Below are 18,058 nucleotides of genomic sequence, written 5' to 3'. Positions count from 1 at the left end.
GACATGAGCGACGACAGCTTTTTCGCGCCGCCTCCTTTCAAGCCCGATGCGGCGCTGGTCCAGCTCAAGCGCAGCCTGCGCGAGCTGCGGCCGCTGGTCGAGCGCGGCGAAGGCTTCGAGCTGCAGGGCCTGCCGGTGTTGCAGTTGTCGGCCCTTGGCGACCACGTGCACATCCGCATCGCCAAACGACCGGCACGCAGCCCCGAATGGGAGACACGACAACTGAAGAACGCCGCCGAGGTGCGTAGCTTCATCGACGAAGTCAAGCGCCGCCTGGCCCAATGGAGTGAGGAATGAGTGCCACGCCCGAGTTCTTTGACGCGCTGGAAACCCGCGATCCGGCCGAGCGCGAAGCCGCTCTGATGGCCGCACTGCCTCGCCAGGTGGCTCATGCCCAGGCCCGCTCGCCGGCCTTTGCCCAGATCCTCGAGGGCATCGACGCCCGCTCGGTCACGAGCCGCGAAGCCCTGGCCCGGCTGCCCGTGACGCGCAAGCACGAGCTGCTCGAGCGCCAAAAGACCCAGCGCAGCCATGACGTCTTCGGCGGCTTCGCCACCATCGGCTGGCGCGGCATGGCCGGCGGCGCCGGCGCACGCCGGGTGTTCCAGTCCCCGGGGCCCATCTACGAGCCCGAGGGCGAGGCGACCGATTACTGGCGCATGGGCCGCGCGCTGTTTGCCGCGGGCTTCCGGCGCGGCGACCTCGTACACTGCAGCTTCAGCTACCACCTCACCCCGGCCGGTTCGATGATGGAGACTGGCGCCCATGCCCTGGGCTGCACGGTCTTCCCTGGCGGCGTGGGCAACACCGAGCTGCAACTGCAGGCCATGGCCGAGCTGCGCCCCCAAGGCTACGCCGGCACCCCCAGCTTCCTGAAGATCCTGATCGACCGGGCACGCGAGACCGGCCTGAGCCTGCCCAGCCTGCGCAAGGCCCTCGTGTCGGGCGAGGCCTTTCCCGCGGCCTTGCGCGAGCACCTGCGTGATCAAGGCATCGAGGGCTATCAGTGCTATGCCACGGCCGACCTGGGGCTCATCGCCTACGAGACGGCTGCGCGCGAGGGCCTGGTGCTCGACGAAGGCGTCATCGTCGAGATCGTGCGCCCCGGCACCGGCGACCCCGTGGCCGACGGAGAGGTCGGCGAGGTGGTGGTCACCACCCTCAACCCCGACTACCCGCTGATCCGCTTTGGCACAGGCGACCTCTCGGCCGTGCTGCCAGGGCGCTGCCCCACCGGCCGCACCCACACTCGCATCCGGGGCTGGCTCGGGCGGGCCGACCAGACCACCAAGGTGCGCGGCATGTTCGTGCACCCGGGCCAGGTGGCCGAGATCGCCCGCCGTCATCCCGAGCTGGGGCGGGTGCGCCTGGTGGTGGAGGGTGAGATGGCGCAGGACCGCATGCGCCTGCACGTCGAATGCGCCCGGGCGCCCGAAGGGCTGGCCGAGCGGGTGGCCGAATCGATCCGCGAGGTCACCAAGCTGCGCGGGGATGTCGTCGTGGTGCCTCCCGGCAGTCTGCCCAACGACGGCAAGCTCATCGAGGACGCCCGCCGTTACGACTGATACGGCTGATCCTGCCGGGTGCGGCACGGGGCCAGGGCCATCTCGCAGCCCCGCTTACGTAGTTTCCGTCATGGCGCGAACGCGCCGCAAGCCTACGATCGCCTCGTTGTACCATTTCCGCCTTTCGCCCATCCAGGAGATCAAGCCATGAAACGCCTGTTGCTGGCCGCCACCGCGGCCCTTGCCATGAGCGGCGTCGCTGCCCAGGACTTCCCCGGCAGCAAGCCCGTCACCTTCGTGGTGCCCTTTGCCGCCGGCGGCCCGACCGACAAGGTCGCTCGCGACCTGGCCGAGGCGATGCGCAAACCCCTGGGTGGCAACATCATCGTCGAGAACGTCGCCGGTGCCGGCGGCACGCTAGGCGGCACGCGCGTAGCCAAGGCCAACCCAGACGGCTACACGCTGCTGCTGTGGCACATCGGCATCTCCACCTCGCCGGCCCTGTACCGCAACCTGCAGTTCAAGCCGCTGGAAGACTTCGAATACCTCGGCCTGATCAACGAAGTGCCGATGACCCTGCTGGGCCGCCCCAACCTGCCGCCCAACAACTACGCCGAACTGGTCAAGTGGATCAACGAGAACAAGGGCAAGGTCAACCTGGCCAACGCCGGCCTGGGCGCGGCCTCGCACCTGTGCGGCCTGCTCTTCATGTCGCAGCTCAAGGCCGACATGACCACCGTGCCCTACAAGGGCACCGGCCCGGCCATGACCGACCTGATCGGCGGCCAGGTCGACATCATGTGCGACCAGACCACCAACACCACGCCGCAGATCGCCGCGGGCAAGGTCAAGGCCTATGCCGTCACCTCGCTGCAACGTCTGAACACGCCCGAGCTGCGCAACCTGCCCACGCTGGATGAATCCGGCCTGAAGGGCTTCAACGTGAGCATCTGGCACGGCCTGTACGCCCCCAAGGGCACGCCCAAGCCGGTTCTCGACAAACTGAACGCCGCGCTCAAAGAAGCGCTGAAGGATCCCGAGTTCATCAAGCGCCAAGCCGCCCTGGGGGCCGTGGTCGTCACCGACAACCGCGTCAACCCCGCCGAGCACAAAAAGTTCGTCGAGTCCGAGATCAACAAGTGGGGCCCGGTCATCAAGGCCGCCGGTCAGTACGCCGACTGAACGCCCCGCCGCTCATGGTCTGAACCCACGGCCCGCCTCGGCGGGCCGTTGTGCTGTGCGCCAGGGCTCAGCCCACCGTCAAGGGGATCGTCACCGGCCCGTCGTTGACCAGGTGCACCTGCATGTCTGCACCGAAGACGCCGGCCGCCACCGGGGTGTGGCGTGCGCGGGCGCAGGCCAGAACCTGCTCGTACAGCGCCCGCCCCTGCCCGGCCGGCGCAGCGCCGGTGAAGCTGGGCCGGTTGCCGCCCGACACGTCCGCCGCCAAGGTGAACTGCGAGACGATGAGCAGTCCCCCTCCGACGTCCACCACACTGCGGTTCATCTTGCCGGTCTCATCGCCGAAGATGCGCAACTTGAGCAGCTTGTCCACCAAGCGCGCGGCCTGGATCTCAGTGTCCTGAGGCTGCGCGCACACCAGCACCAGCAGGCCGCGGCCGATCGCACCCACCACGTCACCGGCCACCTCCACACGAGCTTCGCGCACACGCTGCACCAGCGCCAGCATCAGGCCCCCCTCGCCGCTTCGTGCAGCCCCACCGGCTCCACCGACTGCGGCAGCAACTCGATCGTCACCTTCAGGCCCGGCACCGCCTCGGTCAACGCGCGTTCGACCTCGGCCCGCCGGGCCGCCGCCAGCGACAAGCTCCAGCGCCCGGGCGCATGCATGTGGAACTCGCAGAACTTGTGACGCGCCGCCCGCCGCGTGCGCAGGTGATCGAAGCGGACCTCCTCGCTGGCCAGCTCCGCCAGCACCCGCTGGATCACCGCCTGCTCGGATTCGCCCAGCGCCCGGTCCATCAGCCCGTCGATCGATCGGCGCAGCAGGCCCCAGGCCTCGCGCGTGATGTTCAGCGCCACCGCCATGGCCAGCAGCGGATCCAGCCACCACCAGCCCGTCAGCGGCACCAGCAGCACCCCGCCTGCCACACCGATGGACGTCCAGACATCGGTCATCAGATGGCGGCCGTCGGCTTCCAGCGCGATCGAGTCGTGCTCGCGAGCGGCACGCAGCAGCATCCAGGCCACGCCGCCATTGATCGCCGAGCTGAGCACCGACAGCGCCACGCCCAGCCCCAGGGCCTCCAGCGGCTGGGGAGCCATCAGGCGCTGCAGCGCCGCCCAGATGATGGCCAGGGCCGCCCCCAGGATCAGCAAGCCCTCGAAGCCGCTGGAGAAATACTCCGCCTTGCCATGCCCGAAGGGGTGTTCGTCGTCGGCCGGGGCGTGGGCGACCGTCACCATCGCCAACGCGAAAACGGCCGCGGCAAGGTTGACGAAGGACTCCATCGCATCGGACAGCAGGCCCACCGATCCGGTGAGCCCCCAAGCCGCCGTCTTCAACGCGATCGTCGCCAGTGCCGCAACGACCGACCACTGCAGGTAGCGGGCAACCTTCATCGCAGCGGCCTACGCCTGAGGCTCAAGAGAGCGTCACACGCGCAAACCTGCGCTTGCCCACCTGCACGACGAAGCGGCCCGCCTGGACCTTCAGGGCTTTGTCGGACACCACGGCGCCATCGATGCGCACCCCACCCTGCTCGATCAGGCGCAGCGCCTCGCTCGTCGACGGTGCCAGCCCCGCCTGCTTGAGCAAGGTTCCAATGCCAAGCGGCGCCCCGCCAAGCTGCACCTCGGGAATGTCCTCGGGAATGCCCCCCTTGGACCGGTTGACAAAGTCCTGCTCGGCCGCATCGGCCGCGGCGGCGCTGTGGAAGCGGGTGGTGATTTCCTTGGCCAGCATCACCTTGGCGTCGCGCGGATTGCGCCCGGCCTCGACCTCGGCCTTCAGTGCGGCGATCTCGGCCTCGCTGCGAAAGCTCAGCAACGTGAAGTACTTCCACATCAGCGTGTCGCTGATGGACATGAGCTTGCCGAACATCGCGTTGGCCGGCTCGGTGATGCCGATGTAGTTGCCCTTGGACTTCGACATCTTCTCGACACCGTCCAGGCCCTCCAGCAGCGGCATGGTCAGGATGCACTGTGGCTCCTGGCCGTACTCTTGCTGCAGGTGGCGGCCCATCAACAGGTTGAACTTCTGATCGGTGCCGCCCAGCTCCAGGTCGCTCCTGAGCGCCACCGAGTCATAGCCCTGCATCAACGGGTAGAGGAACTCATGCACCGAGATCGGTGTGCCGGCCTTGAAGCGGTCGTGGAAGTCGTTGCGCTCCATCATGCGCGCCACCGTGTACTTGGCCGCCAACTGGATCATGCCGCGTGCCCCCAGCGCATCGCTCCATTCCGAGTTGTAGCGGATCTCGGTCTTCTCGGGGTCGAGCACCAGACTGGCCTGGCGGTAGTAGGTCTCGGCATTGGCCTTGATCTGCTCGGCCGTCAGCGGCGGACGGGTGGAGTTGCGCCCGGACGGGTCGCCGATCATCGAAGTGAAGTCGCCGATCAGGAAGATCACCGTGTGACCCAGATCCTGGAGCTGGCGCATCTTGTTCAGCACCACGGTGTGGCCCAGATGGATGTCCGGCGCCGTCGGGTCCAGGCCGAGCTTGATGCGCAGTGGCACGCCAGTTGCTTCAGAACGAGCCAGTTTGTTCAGCCAGTCTTCCTGCGGCAACAATTCCTCGCAACCTCGTAACGAAATGTTCATCGCGGCGCGCACTTTGTCAGTCACGGGGTAGCGCGGCGACGGGCTTGACGAGGAGGGGCTGCCCGAGGCGGAAGACTGAGCCAAGGAGGTGGACATACGGGTTATTTCAGAGGGTTGGAGCAAGAGGCGGTTGATATACTGCAACGCTTCATAAGCAGCCCCTGGCAGGCGCCTTGGATTCTAGTGGAGCGGCCAAGCCCTCTGCCGGAACGCCAGGGGTGGTTCAACTCGCGGGCGGGGCCCCGGGCCGGTTCGACCGGTGCGGCGTGTCGCTCCTCAAGTCATCAGAAGATCCGTGAAGTTGTTGGAGTCTTGGGAGCGCGAAGCGCGCCGCGCCGCCTCGTGGGCGCATCGTCATCACCGCAGTCTGGCCGGTGTCGTGCTGGCCGCCCTGTTCGGCTCGGCCGTCACGGCCTTCGGCGTGGCGCCGCTCGCCCCGGATGCTGCCGACCTGCCCAAGCGTCTGATCGCCGAGCAAGTCGAGCCGCCCGACTGGCAGGCCCAGATCGAGGCCCTCGGTGAGTTCGAGTTGCAGCTCACCCGCAACGATCTCACCCGCAGCACCGACACCATCGACACCTTGCTGGCACGGCTGAACGTCACCGATGCCCAGGCAGCGGCCTTCCTGCGCAACGACCCTGTCGCCCGCCGCTTGATGCAAGGCCGGGCGGGCAAGATGGTGCAAGTCCAGGTGGGCCCCTCGGGGCAGCTGCATCAGCTCGTCGCCCGTTACCCGGCCGAAAAGACCGAGCAGTTCGCCACCCATTTCACCCGCCTGACGATCGAGCGGGAAGCCGCAGGCTTCACCGCCCGGGTCGAGCAGGCCGAACTCAAGGCCCAGGTGGCCCTGCGCAGCGGCACCATCGAAAGCTCACTGTGGGCGGCCACCGCGGCCTCGCAGATCCCCGACACCATCACCATCCAGATGGCGGAGATCTTCGCCAACGAGATCGACTTCCGGCGCGACCTGCGCCGTGGCGACTTTTTCGCCGTGGTCTTCGAGTCCCTCGAAGCCGACGGTGAACCCATCACCTGGAACCAGGCGGCCGGGCGCGTGCTGGCCGCCCAGTTCACCAACGCCGGCCGGGTGCACGAGGCCTACTGGTTCCGCGATCCGGTGCTGGGCAAAGCGGCCTACTTCGACCGACGAGGCGAAAGCCTGCGCCGCGCCTTCTTGGCCTCGCCGATGGAATTCTCGCGGGTGTCCTCGGGCTTCGCGATGCGCTTCCACCCCATCCTGAAGACCTGGCGCCGCCACCTGGGGGTGGATTACGCCGCCCCCACGGGCACCCCCGTGCGCACCGTGGCCGATGGCGTCGTCGAGTTCGCCGGCTGGCAAAACGGCTACGGCAACGTGGTCTTCATCCGCCACACCGGGGGTCGCGTCACCGTCTATGCCCACCTGAGCCGCATGAACGTGCGCCAGGGCCAGCGCGTCGAGCAGGGCCAACACATCGGCGCCGTGGGCGCCACCGGCTGGGCCACCGGCCCGCACCTGCACTTCGAGATCCGCGAGAACGGCCAGCATGTGGATCCGCTGCGCGTGGCCCGCAGCTCCGAGGCCTTCTCGATCGCCCCGGCCTCGCGCGTGCAGTTTCAGGCCCAGGCCCTGGCCTTCCGGAACCAGCTCGCCCTGGCCTCGCAGCAGCAGTTCGCTCAGGCTGAATGATTCCAGGCCCGATGGAGGGCACATGAGCGAGCTCTACATCGGCCTGATGTCCGGCACCTCGCTGGACGGCGTGGACGGCGTGGCCGCCACTTTTGGCGAGGACGGCAGCCCCCGGGTGCTCGCCCATGCCTGTTGCCCCTTCGACGAGACGCTGCGCCAGGAGCTGCTGGCGTTGAATACGCCGGGCGACAACGAATTGCATCGCGCCGCCCTCGCAGGCAACGCCCTTGCCCGGGCCTATGCCGACGTGGTGCAGCGCCTTCGAGCCTCGCTGCCCAGCGACGCCGGTCCCGTGCGAGCCCTCGGAGCCCACGGGCAGACGGTGCGCCACCGCCCCGGCGAATTCGATGGACAGGGCTACACCCTTCAGCTGCTCAACGCCGCCTTGCTGGCCGAACTCACCGGCGTGGACGTGGTGGCCGATCTGCGCAGCCGCGACGTGGCCGCCGGGGGCCAGGGTGCTCCGCTGGTGCCGGCCTTCCATGCCGCCTGTTTCGCCCGGCCCGGCGTCTGGGTGGCTGTGCTCAACCTGGGTGGCATCGCCAACCTCAGCCTGCTCGGCCCGCACGGCGAGGTGCGCGGCTTCGACTGCGGTCCGGGCAATGTGCTGCTGGATCTGTGGTGCCAGCGCCATCTCGGACAGCCGTATGACGCGCAGGGCCGCTGGTCGGCTCAGGGCCGGGTGCTCCCTGGACTCCTCCAGGCCCTGGAGGCCGAACCCTGGCTCGCTCTGCCTCCGCCCAAGAGCACCGGGCGCGACCTCTTCCATGCCGACTGGCTGCAAGCCCGGCTCGACCTGCTACCGGGCAGCGCGCCGATGGACGTGCAGGCCACGCTATGCGAGTTCACGGCCGCCTGCGCCGCCACCCACCTGCAGCGACATGCCCCGGCCACGCGGGAGCTGATCGTCTGCGGCGGTGGAGCGTTCAACACCGACCTGCTCGAACGGTTGCGCGCGCGGCTGCCCGGGGTGGCGGTGCTGGACTCCGGCCAACGCGGCCTGCCCCCGCTACAGGTGGAGGCCGCCGCCTTCGCCTGGCTGGCCCGTGCGCGCCTGCGAGGCCGCCCGGGCAACCTGCCCGCCGTCACCGGGGCAGCGGGCCCGCGCGTGCTGGGCGCCGTGCATCACGCCTGAGCCTGTTTCCGACCCCAGGCCATTCGATCCGCTCCTCCAACGCAGGCGCGCCGTGCGGCACCTCAGACCCCGCAGGGCCCTCAGACCGAAAAGCTCGAACCGCAGCCGCAGGTGGTCGTGGCATTCGGGTTCTTGATCACGAACTGAGCGCCTTGCAAGTCTTCTTTGTAGTCGATCTCGGCGCCCACGAGATACTGCAGGCTCATCGCGTCGATCAGCAGGGTGACACCGTTCTTCTGCATCTGGGTGTCGTCTTCGTTGACGACTTCGTCGAAGGTGAAGCCATACTGGAAGCCCGAGCAGCCACCCCCCTGCACGAACACGCGCAGCTTCAGGTCGGGATTGCCTTCCTCGTCGACGAGCTGCTTGACCTTGTCGGCGGCGCTGTCGGTGAAGATCAGCGGGGCGGGCATCTCGGCGGTGGGGGATTCAAGGGCGGCACTCATGCAAACTCCTGGGGGCCCATCTTGGGCCGATGGCGGGATTATCCGTTATTGGACGCCAGCTTCAACGCAACAGATCCGCTGCCGGCCGACTCGGCGGCCAGCCCGGGCGCATCGCCCTTGAGCGGGTGCAACTCCCCGTCGATCGTGGCCCCCTGGTGCATCTCCAGAGACTCGTAACGCACCGACCCGAAGATGCGAGCCCGCGGCTGCAGTTCCAGCAGATCCTCGGCCTCCACGGGGCCTTCAACGGTGCCATTGATGATGACATGGCCGGCCTTGACCTTGCCACGGACCCGGGCTTTCTCGCTGACGACCAGCACGCTCGGCGCCTCGCCCTGGGCCACGACGTCGCCCAGCACCTCGCCGTCGATACGCAAGCCCTCGGCGAAAGCCACGCGCCCTTCGATACGGGTGCCCTCGCCGATGAGGGTGCGGATGGGGGGCTGCTTCTTGCGTCCGAACATGGTGCTCTCCAACGTGGTGGCTCCCCGAGGCGTCAGCGGCAAGGCGCAGCCTGGGTCGCTCGTGCGAATGTCGATGTCCCGCCCGGCTCTGGTGTGGCTGCGGCCTGCAAGGCCGCCGAAAGCAGCTTCCGGCGGCGCCGCGGCTCAGAGCTTGAGCGTCTGCTGAGCCCGCACCGTGCCGTCGGCATCGGTCACGCGGACTTCGAGTTGTTGTACCACGGCCGTCGGGGGAAAGTCGATGACGCCCTGCACACGTTTGTAATGTTTTACAGCCACGGGACGCGCTCCATCCGCCCGGGTCTGGTTCCACGGCCGGCCGTCGAGCGTGCCCACGAGCCGGATCTCATAGTGTCCGCGGAATTCGGGCTGGGCGCGGCCGTTTTGCATGATGAGCAATTGGTAACGCATCTGCCCGGGCTGGGCGACCTCGGCCTGCAGTCCCCGCAAGGCCAGCGGCCCGCTCGTGGCCGGCAACAAACGCTCGAAAAACCCCAGGTCGTCCTGCAAGGCAAGGTTCTCGGCTTCGAGCTGCCGCATCTGCTCGACCAGACGTTCCTGGGCGGCACGCTCCATCTTCAGCAGGCTCTCGGCCGTGTTGGCAATCGACTGGGCCTGGTCGCGCTCCTCACGCAACTGGCGCAGTTCGGCCTGCAGGCGCGCCAGCTCAGCGCGCTCGACCCTGTCCAGCCCGGCAATGTCCTTGCCGAACTCGAAGGCCCACAGCGCGATCGCGCCGGAAAAGCCCAGCATCAGTGCCAGGGCGGCCCAGCGCAGCGGCCAGGGCAGATGGCTGCGCACGATCATGCGCGGGGCACTGACCGACAGCCGCCGCCTGATCAGCTTCCAGCGCACGCGCAGCCTCCGGCGACGCGGCTCAGGGCAGCACCGGCACTTGCAGCAGGCCGGTGGTTTCGTCCAGACCGCACATCAGGTTCATGCACTGCACGGCCTGACCCGAGGCGCCTTTGGTGAGATTGTCTTCCACCACCAGCACCATGGCCAAATCGGGCGCGGGCTTGTGCACCGCGATGCGCACGACATTGGAGGCGCGCACCGAACGGGTCTCGGGTGCCGAACCGGCCGGCATCACGTCCACGAAGGGTTCGTGGCGATAGTGGTCCTCGAACAGGGCCTGCAGGTCGGTCTGCTGGCCGGCGGGCGTGAGGCGGGCGTAGAGCGTGGCGTGGATGCCGCGAATGGCCGGGATCAGATGCGGCACGAACACGCAGTGCACCTCGGCAGACCCTGGAGGCACGCCGGCGATCACACGCAACTGCTGGTTGATCTCGGGGCCGTGACGGTGGCCCCTGACGCCGTAAGCCTTGAAGTTGTCGGACGCTTCGGCCAGCAAGGTATGAACCTCGGCCTTGCGGCCCGCGCCCGACACGCCCGAGGCGCAGTTGGCGATCAGGTGGGCCGCATCGACCAGGCCCGGGGTCTTGAGCAGCGGCGCAAAGCCGAGCTGGACGCTGGTGGGGTAGCAACCCGGGTTGCCCACGATGCGGGCCTGGCGGATGGCCTCGCGGTGCAGTTCGGGCAGACCGTAGACCGCCTCGGCCAGGAGGTCCGGGCAGGCATGGGGCATGCCGTACCAGCGCTCGAACTCGGCCGTGTCCTTGAGGCGGAAGTCGGCCGCCAGGTCGATGATCTTGACGCCCGCGGCCAAGAGCTCGCGGGCCTGCGCCATCGCCACCCCATGGGGCGTGGCGAAGAACACCACGTCGCATGCGGTCAGTCGGGCCTCGTCGGGCGTGGTGAAAGCCAGGTCTACCCGGCCACGCAGCGAGGGGAACATGTCGGCCACCCGCATGCCCGCTTCCTTGCGCGAGGTGATGGCCGTGATGCTCACCCGAGGGTGCTGAGACAACAGGCGCAGCAACTCCACCCCGGTGTAACCCGTTCCTCCGACGATGCCGACTTTGATCATGGATCACTCTCCCGCAAAGAATTTGCCATTGTAGGAGCCCAAACACAAAGGCCACCCTGGGGTGGCCTTTGTTGCAAACTGCCTCGCCAGCAGCGCGTCCCTTCGAGGGACGGGCGCGGGCCGCAGAAAGTGGGCGTGTCAGCGCTTGCTGAACTGCTTGCGGCGACGGGCGCCGTGCAGACCGACCTTCTTGCGCTCGACTTCGCGGGCATCGCGGGTCACGAAGCCAGCCTGGCTGAGCGCGGGCTTGAGGGCCGCGTCGTAGTCGATCAGGGCGCGGGTGATGCCGTGGCGCACCGCACCGGCTTGGCCGGACTCGCCACCGCCATGCACGTTGACCTTGATGTCGAAGGCCCCGTCATTGTTGGTCAGCACCAGCGGCTGCTTGACCACCATGATAGAAGTCTGGCGGCCGAAGTACTGGTCCACCGGGCGACCGTTGACCAGGATCTGGCCAGTGCCTTTCTTGAGGAAGACGCGGGCCACCGACGACTTGCGGCGGCCAGTGCCATAGTTCCAATTGCCGATCATCGCCGCTCCTTAGATTTCCAGCGTCTTGGGCTGCTGGGCGGTGTGCGGGTGCTCGGCCCCGGCATACACCTTCAGCTTCTTGATCATCGCGTAGCCCAGGGGCCCCTTGGGCAGCATGCCCTTGACCGCCTTCTCCAGGGCACGGCCCGGATGCTTGGCCTGCATGTCCTTGAACTTCGTGGCGTAGATGCCGCCCGGATAGCCGGAGTGACGGTAGTAGATCTTGTCTTCGGCCTTGTTGCCGGTGACGCGGATCTTGTCGGCGTTGACGACGATGATGTAGTCGCCCGTGTCGACGTGGGGCGTGTAGATGGGCTTGTGCTTGCCACGCAGGCGCAGAGCGACTTCGCTGGCCACTCGTCCGAGCACCTTGTCGGTGGCGTCGATCACAAACCAATCGTGCTTCACGTCAGCGGGCTTGGCGCTGAAGGTTTTCATGGAAGTTCCGATCAGTGAGGTTCAACCCTGGAAGGCCTGCGCGGGCGGTCGGTGCTGCTTGTGATTCGCAGCCTCTTAGGCCCTCTTTAGACAACGCAAATCTTCCTCACGCCCCAAGCCCGAAGCCCCCACGGTCAACCGCAGAAGCCGCAAGCCCAGGCAGCGCTTTTCCCGGGGTCGTTCTCGGGAAAACGCGCAAGTATACAGGCTCCCGGAGTGCGCTTCCAGCGCCCCCGTGGGGGCCAGATGAAAACCTCACGGACAAAACCTCACGGACAAAACCTCACGGACAAAACCTCACGGACAAAACCTCACGGACATCTGGGCAGCGGCAGCCCGGGTGTGGCCAGATCCTCGATTTCGAGGCATACTAGGGTTTACCCTTATCGGAGAGCATGTCATGGGCTATCCCGGCGACATCCTGAGCCGGCCGAAGTATGGACTGGACCGGCACGACCGGCCCCCGTCCGAAGCGCAGACCCCGACCCGGGGCAGCTCGACGCCGTCCTGGCTGGCGAGCTGGGTGCCGATCCGAGCGCTGGCTCCGCGGCACCGCCCCCGCATCCTGGCTCACCTGTTGAGCCTGGACGAGCAGGATCGCTATCTGCGCTTCGGCTACCCGGCCAGTGACGCTCAAATCGAACAGTACGTGCGCAAGCTCGACTTCGAGCGCGACGAGGTGTTCGGCATCTTCAATCGGCGGCTTCAGCTGATTGCGGTGGCCCATCTGGCCTACCAGGCGCCTCAGCAGATCCGCGGGCAGCCGGCCATGGTCGAGTTCGGGGTGTCGGTGTCGAAGTCGGCCCGCGGACGCGGTTACGGGGCCCGGCTGTTCCAGCGGGCGGTGATGCATGCCCGCAACCGGCAGGTCGACACGCTCTACATCCACGCCCTGAGCGAGAACACGGCCATGCTGAAAATCGCCCGCAAGGCTGGCGCCACCGTGGTGCGCGACGGCAGCGAGTCCGAGGCCTGGCTGAAGCTGCCGCCGGACACGCTGGCCACGCATTTCGAGGCGCTGTTGGAGACCCAGGCTGCCGAAATGGACTACCGGCTCAAGCTCCACGCCCGCCGATTCGCCGAGTGGCTGGATGCCTTGGCCGAAGTGAAGGCCAACATCGGGCCACATCACCCGAGCAGCAGTTGAACGGGCACCCTGCCGGCGACCGAGCCCCTCAACTGGGCGATGGCCGACCCGGCCGGGCCCCCTTAGCATGCCGCCTGTGTGATGGCCCCACGGGCGGCCCGCGGTAGCGCGAGCACCCCTGACGTTGCGGGCCCTGTCCGCAATGGCCATGCAATCCCTGACCCTGATCCTCGTCGTGGTGAGTTCCGTGCTGCTGGGAGCAGGGTTGAGCCTGTGGATCACCCATCGGCATCGCGCCGAGTCCCTGCCGCGCGAATGGCACCTGACGCTGCGTCCGGTGTTCACGGCCGACGAGCGGCGCATGTACCGCCAGTTGCGTGAGGCCTTTCCTGAACACGCCATCCTGGTGAAGCTGCCGCTGACGCGCTTCACCCAGGCCAGCGAGCCCGAGCGTGCCGGCTACTGGCACCAGCTCATCGGCAACTTGCATGTCACCTTTGCGATCTGCAATCTCAACGGCCGGGTGATCGCGGCCATCGACATCGAGGGCGCGCGCGGCGGATCGCGGCGCGCCACGGCCATCAAGACGGGCGTGCTCAACGCCTGTCGGGTGCGCTATCTGTGCTTCATGGTGGACGACCTGCCTTCGCTGCTGGAGGTGCAGCGCCTGGTGCTGCACGACGGCCCGATGTCGATGCCGGCCGCGCGCGGAGCAGCCAGCGCCCCGTCGCCGCTGGACGATGCCCGCCATACGCTGGAGCGCACGGTGCGACAGCGCCGCGAGCAGCGCAGCGCGCTGTGGCAAGACTCGACGTTCGCCCAGGACTCCTTCTTCGCGCCCGACAGCCGGCTGGACGGCATGGTCGAAAGCGGCTTCACCCCCTTGCCCCCGGCCTCTGCCGCGCGGCCGGCCGGGCGACACGACGACATCGGCGGCGTGGTGGTGGACGAACCGGCACCGGCAGGTCCTGCCCGCTGAGCGGCAGCCGAGCGCGTAGCATGTCGGGATGAGCGATCCCACGTCTTGTGCACACCCCTATGCCGACCTGACTCCCGATCGGGTGCTCGACGCCCTGGAGCACGCCGGGATGCGCGGTGACGGGCGCTTGCTGCAGCTCAACTCCTACGAAAACCGCGTGTTCCTGTGTCATCTGGAAGACGGTGGCAGCGTGGTGGTGAAGTTCTACCGGCCGCAGCGCTGGAACGATGCGCAGATCCTCGAGGAACATGCTTATGCCTGCGAACTGGCCCAGGCCGAGGTTCCCGTGGTGGCTCCGCTGGTGCTGTCGGGGGCGGCGGCCGGGCAGACCCTGGGCCACCTCGGGGGACTGCGCTTCTCGGTGAGCCCACGGCGCGGCGGGCGCTCGCCCGAACTCGACGATGCCCGGACCCTGCGATGGCTGGGGCGTTTCATCGGCCGCATCCATGCCGTGGGAGCGTTGCAGCCCTTCGTGCACCGGCCCACGCTGGACGCGAGCAGCTTCGGCGAGGAGCCGCTGGCCTGGCTGCTCGATCACGGCCTCGTACCGCCCGATGTGGCGCCGGCCTGGACGGCGGCCGCGCGCTCGGCGCTGGACGGTGTGCGCCGCTGCTTCGATGCGGCCGGGGATGTACGCCGGTTGCGCCTACACGGCGACTGTCACGTGGGCAACATCCTGTGGACCGAGGCTGGCCCACATTTCGTGGACTTGGACGATGCACGCATGGGCCCGGCGGTTCAGGATCTGTGGATGCTGTTGTCGGGCGACCGCGGCGCGATGACGCGCCAACTCGGTGAGGTGCTGGCCGGCTATGAGGATTTCATGGCCTTCGACCGGCGCGAGCTGCACCTGGTGGAGGCCTTGCGCACGCTGCGCCAGTTGCACTTCAGCGCCTGGCTGGCGCGGCGTTGGGACGACCCGGCCTTCCCGGCCGCCTTCCCCTGGTTCGGCAGCTCGGCCTGGTGGAGCGGCCAGGTGGTTCAGCTGCGCGAGCAGCTGGAGGCCATGGCCGAGCCGCCTCTGGCGGGGTGAAGGATCAGCCGACGAGCAAGGCGTTGACCCGCTTGACGTAGGCCGCTGGATCGTCCAGTTGTCCGCCTTCGGCCAGTAGGGCCTGGTCGAACAGGATGTGGGCCAGATCCTCGAAGCGCTCGCTGCCATCGAGGCGCTGGACGAGCGGGTGCTCAGTGTTGATTTCGAGGATGAAGCGGGTCTGCGGCGCGCTCTGGCCAGCCTGCTTGAGCAGGCGCACCAGGTGAGCGCTCATCTCGCCCTCGTCGGCCACCAGGCAGGCAGGGGAGTCCACCAGGCGGGTGGTGACACGCACGTCCTTGGCCTTGTCCTTGAGGGCCTCCTTCAGGCGCTCGACGATGGGCTTGAAGGCCTCGGCGGCCTGTTCGGCCTTTTTCTTCTCGTCCTCGTCCTGCAGCGAACCGAGGTCGACCGCACCCTTGGCCACGCTGTGCAGGGGCTTGCCGTCGAACTCATAGAGGTAGTTGAGCATCCACTCGTCGACACGGTCGGTCAGCAGCAGCACCTCGATCCCCTTCTTGCGGAAGATCTCGAGTTGGGGGCTGTTCTTGGCCGCGGCCAGGGTGTCGGCAGTGAGGTAGTAGATGGCCTCCTGGCCCGCCTTCATGCGCGAGACGTAGTCGGCCAGCGACACCATGCCCTCTTCGGCCTGGGTGGAGGCAAAGCGCAGCAGCTTGGCCAGGCGCTCGCGGTTGGCGTTGTCCTCGCCCAGTCCTTCCTTGAGCACGGCGCCGAACTCGCGCCAGAAGGTCGCGTACTTGTCCGGGTGGTTCTCGGCCAGATCCTCCAGCATGGACAGCACACGCTTGGTGCACCCCTCGCGGATGGCCTTGACGTCGCGGCTTTCCTGCAGCAGTTCGCGCGAGACGTTGAGCGGCAAGTCGGCGCTGTCCACCACGCCCTTGACGAAGCGCAGATAGACGGGCATCAGCGCCTCAGCGTCGTCCATGATGAAGACGCGCTTGACATAGAGCTTCACGCCACCGCGCTTGTCGCGGTTCCATAGGTCGAAGGGGGCCTTGGCCGGGATGTAGAGCAGCTGGGTGTATTCGGTGCGGCCCTCGACGCGGTTGTGGGTGTAGGCCAGCGGCGCCTGGGTGTCGTAGCTGATCTGCTTGTAGAACTCGTGGTACTGCTCTTCGGTGATGTCGCCCTTGGCCCGCGTCCACAGGGCCGCGGCCTGGTTCACTGTCTCCCACTCGTCCTTCAGGACGTACTCGCCCTTGTCTTTGTCCCACTCCTCCTTGCGCATCAGAATGGGCAAGGAGATGTGGTCGGAATACTTCCCGATGATGGACTTCAGGCGCCAGCGGCTGAGAAAATCGGTCTCGCTCTCACGCAAATGCAAGATGACGTCGGTGCCGCGCTGGGCGCGGGTGATGGTCTCGACCTCGAAGTCGCCGGTCCCCTCGCTGCTCCAGCGAACGCCCTCTTCGGGCTTCAGGCCCGCGCGGCGGGATTCCACGGTGATGCGGTCGGCCACGATGTAGCCGCTGTAGAAGCCCACACCGAACTGGCCGATGAGCTGGGCGTCTTTCTGCTGGTCGCCCGAGAGCCGGTCCATGAACTCACGGGTGCCGCTCTTGGCAATGGTGCCGAGATGGGCGATGGCCTCTTCGGCGCTCATGCCGATGCCGTTGTCGCTGATGGTGAGGGTGCGCGCGGCCTTGTCGAAGCTCACACGGATCTCGAGGTTGGGCTGGTCCTCGTAGAGCTCGTTGTGGTTCAAGGCTTCGAAGCGCAACTTGTCGCAGGCGTCCGAGGCGTTGGAAATCAGCTCACGCAGGAAGATTTCCTTGTTGGAGTACAGCGAGTGGGTGACGAGGTGGAGCAGCTGCTTGACTTCGGCTTGGAACGAGAGGGTTTTTTTGTCCATGGCGGCGTCACGGCGTCAGGTGAGAGGAAGAAGGGCGCAAAGCAATTCCGCGCCCAAGCGACCCTTTTATCTGGGGGCGGTTGAGGCGATTTCAAGACCCGTAGGATCCGAACCCAAAAAAATGCCCCCGCAGGCCGAGCCTGCAGGGGCCAGGGCCCGGCCCTCCAGGGAGGTGATGACTCATTGGCCGGGCGGAGTGACTCAAAAGAAAAGAACGGCGGCTCAATCCCCCTGCTGCTCATCCCACTGCCAGAGGGTCAAGCCGTAGTCGGCGTGCAAGTCGGGCATGATCTGGCCGGCCTGGAAGTGCCGGCGGCTGCCGGCCTTGGCGGGGGTGAACCACCAGCCCGTGCGCGGGCAGGGCTGGCCGGCGGGGGTCGAAGCAGGCCGTTCATTGGCCGCCGGTTCCACCGCGGCCATGTACTGCGCTTCTTCCTCGGGGATCGTGCCGTCGAGGTAGCGCTCGTCCTTCCAGATCAGCCGCCACGTCACCGGCCAGGGCTTGTCTCGTTCCTCATCCCGATAGGTGGGCGCCACCGTGTGCGCCACCAGGTAGTTCATGCAGCCGATGTGCCGGCGGCGAACCAGGGGCTGGGGGGCGGGTTCGAACAGGCTGGGGCGCATGCCCAGGGCCGCCTGCATGCGCGCCCACAGTCCGGGGTCGGGCTGCACGGGTTCGCCCCATTCGGGCTCATAGATGCCATCAACAGGCACCTCCTCGCCGGTGTTCACGGTGAGGTCCGTGGGAGCGGGCACTTCGGGCAACTGAGCAGGGAAGTTCAGGTGCTTGGGGTCGTTCATCGGCAACTGGTACACCGGGTGGAAGGTGGCCAGCGCATTCCAGGGTGACCCGGGCGCAACGTTTTCTTCCAGCCGCTCCATCACCGACTCCTGCCCGAATCGCATGTCCTTCAAGGCCGCCGCAGCAGCAATCACCTCCTCCTTGTTCTTCATCCAGTCGAAAACGTACTCCACCGGGTCCATGATCTTGCGGATGAAGTCGATCTCGTAGGACGCTTGCTGCAGGGCCCCCCAGGCCGCAAAACTGCGGTCATAGTTGCCGCGCCACACCGACCGGTCGCCCTTCTTCAGCCGGGCCAGCCCTTTCTCGAAGCCGATGCGGCCGGTGAGGATGCTCTTGGTGGCGTCCTGATTGAACTCGTCGATGTCCGCATCGTCGGCTG

General features: G+C 67.3%; 19 protein-coding genes. 8 read left to right on the top strand and 11 right to left on the bottom strand.

The window, feature by feature from the left end; genetic code table 11:
• Nucleotides 1-3: 3 nt before the first annotated feature.
• From ACK4ZD_RS06960 to ACK4ZD_RS06950, 3 genes are all read left to right on the top strand, one after another.
• Nucleotides 4-297, top strand: a complete 294-nt coding sequence (locus tag ACK4ZD_RS06960; RefSeq protein WP_409659965.1) for a hypothetical protein — start codon at nucleotides 4-6, stop codon at nucleotides 295-297.
• The gene (locus tag ACK4ZD_RS06955) at nucleotides 294-1,565 is read left to right on the top strand and encodes a phenylacetate--CoA ligase family protein (RefSeq protein WP_409659963.1); all 1,272 of its coding nucleotides are present in this window, start codon (nucleotides 294-296) and stop codon (nucleotides 1,563-1,565) included. Before ACK4ZD_RS06960 ends, ACK4ZD_RS06955 begins: the two co-directional genes overlap by 4 nt.
• 147 nt (nucleotides 1,566-1,712) lie before the next feature.
• On the top strand, nucleotides 1,713-2,687 hold the full coding sequence (locus tag ACK4ZD_RS06950) for a tripartite tricarboxylate transporter substrate-binding protein (RefSeq protein WP_409659961.1): 975 nt from the start codon (nucleotides 1,713-1,715) through the stop codon (nucleotides 2,685-2,687).
• Between the two features lie 67 nt (nucleotides 2,688-2,754).
• Here ACK4ZD_RS06950 and dtd read toward each other — a convergent pair whose 3' ends face one another.
• Genes dtd through tyrS form a run of 3 tightly spaced genes read right to left on the bottom strand, consistent with a single transcriptional unit; the run spans nucleotide 2,755 to nucleotide 5,289 of the window.
• Entirely contained in the window at nucleotides 2,755-3,195 is a 441-nt protein-coding gene (dtd, locus tag ACK4ZD_RS06945; protein ID WP_409659958.1) for a D-aminoacyl-tRNA deacylase, read from the bottom strand.
• Complete coding sequence (locus ACK4ZD_RS06940; protein ID WP_409659957.1) at nucleotides 3,195-4,088, bottom strand: cation diffusion facilitator family transporter; 894 nt, start codon at nucleotides 4,086-4,088, stop codon at nucleotides 3,195-3,197. Before ACK4ZD_RS06940 ends, dtd begins: the two co-directional genes overlap by 1 nt.
• A gap of 22 nt (nucleotides 4,089-4,110) precedes the next feature.
• Entirely contained in the window at nucleotides 4,111-5,289 is a 1,179-nt protein-coding gene (gene tyrS, locus ACK4ZD_RS06935; RefSeq protein ID WP_409660047.1) for a tyrosine--tRNA ligase, read from the bottom strand.
• 295 nt (nucleotides 5,290-5,584) lie between these two features.
• Here tyrS and ACK4ZD_RS06930 point away from each other — a divergent pair, with 295 nt between their 5' ends.
• Both ACK4ZD_RS06930 and ACK4ZD_RS06925 read left to right on the top strand, forming a co-directional pair.
• Nucleotides 5,585-6,958 (top strand): M23 family metallopeptidase, encoded by a 1,374-nt coding sequence (locus ACK4ZD_RS06930; protein WP_409659955.1) that lies wholly within the window; start codon nucleotides 5,585-5,587, stop codon nucleotides 6,956-6,958.
• A gap of 22 nt (nucleotides 6,959-6,980) precedes the next feature.
• Complete coding sequence (locus ACK4ZD_RS06925) at nucleotides 6,981-8,093, top strand: anhydro-N-acetylmuramic acid kinase (RefSeq protein ID WP_409659953.1); 1,113 nt, start codon at nucleotides 6,981-6,983, stop codon at nucleotides 8,091-8,093.
• Nucleotides 8,094-8,173: 80 nt separating this feature from the next.
• Here the strand turns inward: ACK4ZD_RS06925 and erpA are convergent, their stop codons facing one another.
• From erpA to rplM, 6 genes are all read right to left on the bottom strand, one after another.
• The gene (erpA, locus tag ACK4ZD_RS06920; RefSeq protein WP_409659952.1) at nucleotides 8,174-8,539 is read right to left on the bottom strand and encodes an iron-sulfur cluster insertion protein ErpA; all 366 of its coding nucleotides are present in this window, start codon (nucleotides 8,537-8,539) and stop codon (nucleotides 8,174-8,176) included.
• Between the two features lie 38 nt (nucleotides 8,540-8,577).
• Entirely contained in the window at nucleotides 8,578-9,003 is a 426-nt protein-coding gene (locus ACK4ZD_RS06915) for a polymer-forming cytoskeletal protein (protein ID WP_409659950.1), read from the bottom strand.
• Nucleotides 9,004-9,147: 144 nt separating this feature from the next.
• Complete coding sequence (locus ACK4ZD_RS06910) at nucleotides 9,148-9,855, bottom strand: DUF6776 family protein (protein ID WP_409659948.1); 708 nt, start codon at nucleotides 9,853-9,855, stop codon at nucleotides 9,148-9,150.
• Between the two features lie 22 nt (nucleotides 9,856-9,877).
• Nucleotides 9,878-10,930 (bottom strand): N-acetyl-gamma-glutamyl-phosphate reductase, encoded by a 1,053-nt coding sequence (argC, locus tag ACK4ZD_RS06905; protein WP_409659946.1) that lies wholly within the window; start codon nucleotides 10,928-10,930, stop codon nucleotides 9,878-9,880.
• Nucleotides 10,931-11,068: 138 nt separating this feature from the next.
• Nucleotides 11,069-11,461, bottom strand: a complete 393-nt coding sequence (gene rpsI / locus ACK4ZD_RS06900; protein WP_409659944.1) for a 30S ribosomal protein S9 — start codon at nucleotides 11,459-11,461, stop codon at nucleotides 11,069-11,071.
• Between the two features lie 9 nt (nucleotides 11,462-11,470).
• The gene (gene rplM / locus ACK4ZD_RS06895) at nucleotides 11,471-11,899 is read right to left on the bottom strand and encodes a 50S ribosomal protein L13 (protein ID WP_019561105.1); all 429 of its coding nucleotides are present in this window, start codon (nucleotides 11,897-11,899) and stop codon (nucleotides 11,471-11,473) included.
• A 400-nt stretch (nucleotides 11,900-12,299) separates the two neighbouring features.
• On the opposite strand from rplM, the gene ACK4ZD_RS06890 reads away from it, so the two are divergent.
• The 3 genes from ACK4ZD_RS06890 (at nucleotide 12,300) to ACK4ZD_RS06880 (ending at nucleotide 14,998) form a co-directional block, all read left to right on the top strand.
• The gene (locus tag ACK4ZD_RS06890; protein WP_409659942.1) at nucleotides 12,300-13,046 is read left to right on the top strand and encodes a GNAT family N-acetyltransferase; all 747 of its coding nucleotides are present in this window, start codon (nucleotides 12,300-12,302) and stop codon (nucleotides 13,044-13,046) included.
• 148 nt (nucleotides 13,047-13,194) lie between these two features.
• A complete protein-coding gene (locus ACK4ZD_RS06885; RefSeq protein ID WP_409659940.1) occupies nucleotides 13,195-13,965 on the top strand; it encodes a DUF2726 domain-containing protein in 771 nt (256 codons plus the stop codon).
• 28 nt (nucleotides 13,966-13,993) lie between these two features.
• The gene (locus tag ACK4ZD_RS06880; protein ID WP_409659938.1) at nucleotides 13,994-14,998 is read left to right on the top strand and encodes a serine/threonine protein kinase; all 1,005 of its coding nucleotides are present in this window, start codon (nucleotides 13,994-13,996) and stop codon (nucleotides 14,996-14,998) included.
• 4 nt (nucleotides 14,999-15,002) lie between these two features.
• Here ACK4ZD_RS06880 and htpG read toward each other — a convergent pair whose 3' ends face one another.
• Nucleotides 15,003-16,874 (bottom strand): molecular chaperone HtpG, encoded by a 1,872-nt coding sequence (gene htpG / locus ACK4ZD_RS06875; RefSeq protein ID WP_409659936.1) that lies wholly within the window; start codon nucleotides 16,872-16,874, stop codon nucleotides 15,003-15,005.
• Between the two features lie 222 nt (nucleotides 16,875-17,096).
• Nucleotides 17,097-18,058: Imm72 family immunity protein (locus tag ACK4ZD_RS06870; RefSeq protein WP_409659935.1), on the bottom strand; the 962-nt coding region annotated here is incomplete at its 5' end.

Origin of the sequence: Caldimonas sp., assembly GCF_046291045.1 — a bacterium.
Lineage (GTDB): Bacteria > Pseudomonadota > Gammaproteobacteria > Burkholderiales > Burkholderiaceae_C > Caldimonas.
The sequence above is the reverse complement of the archived record's forward strand: the minus strand, read 5'-3'. Positions and strand labels throughout refer to the sequence as shown.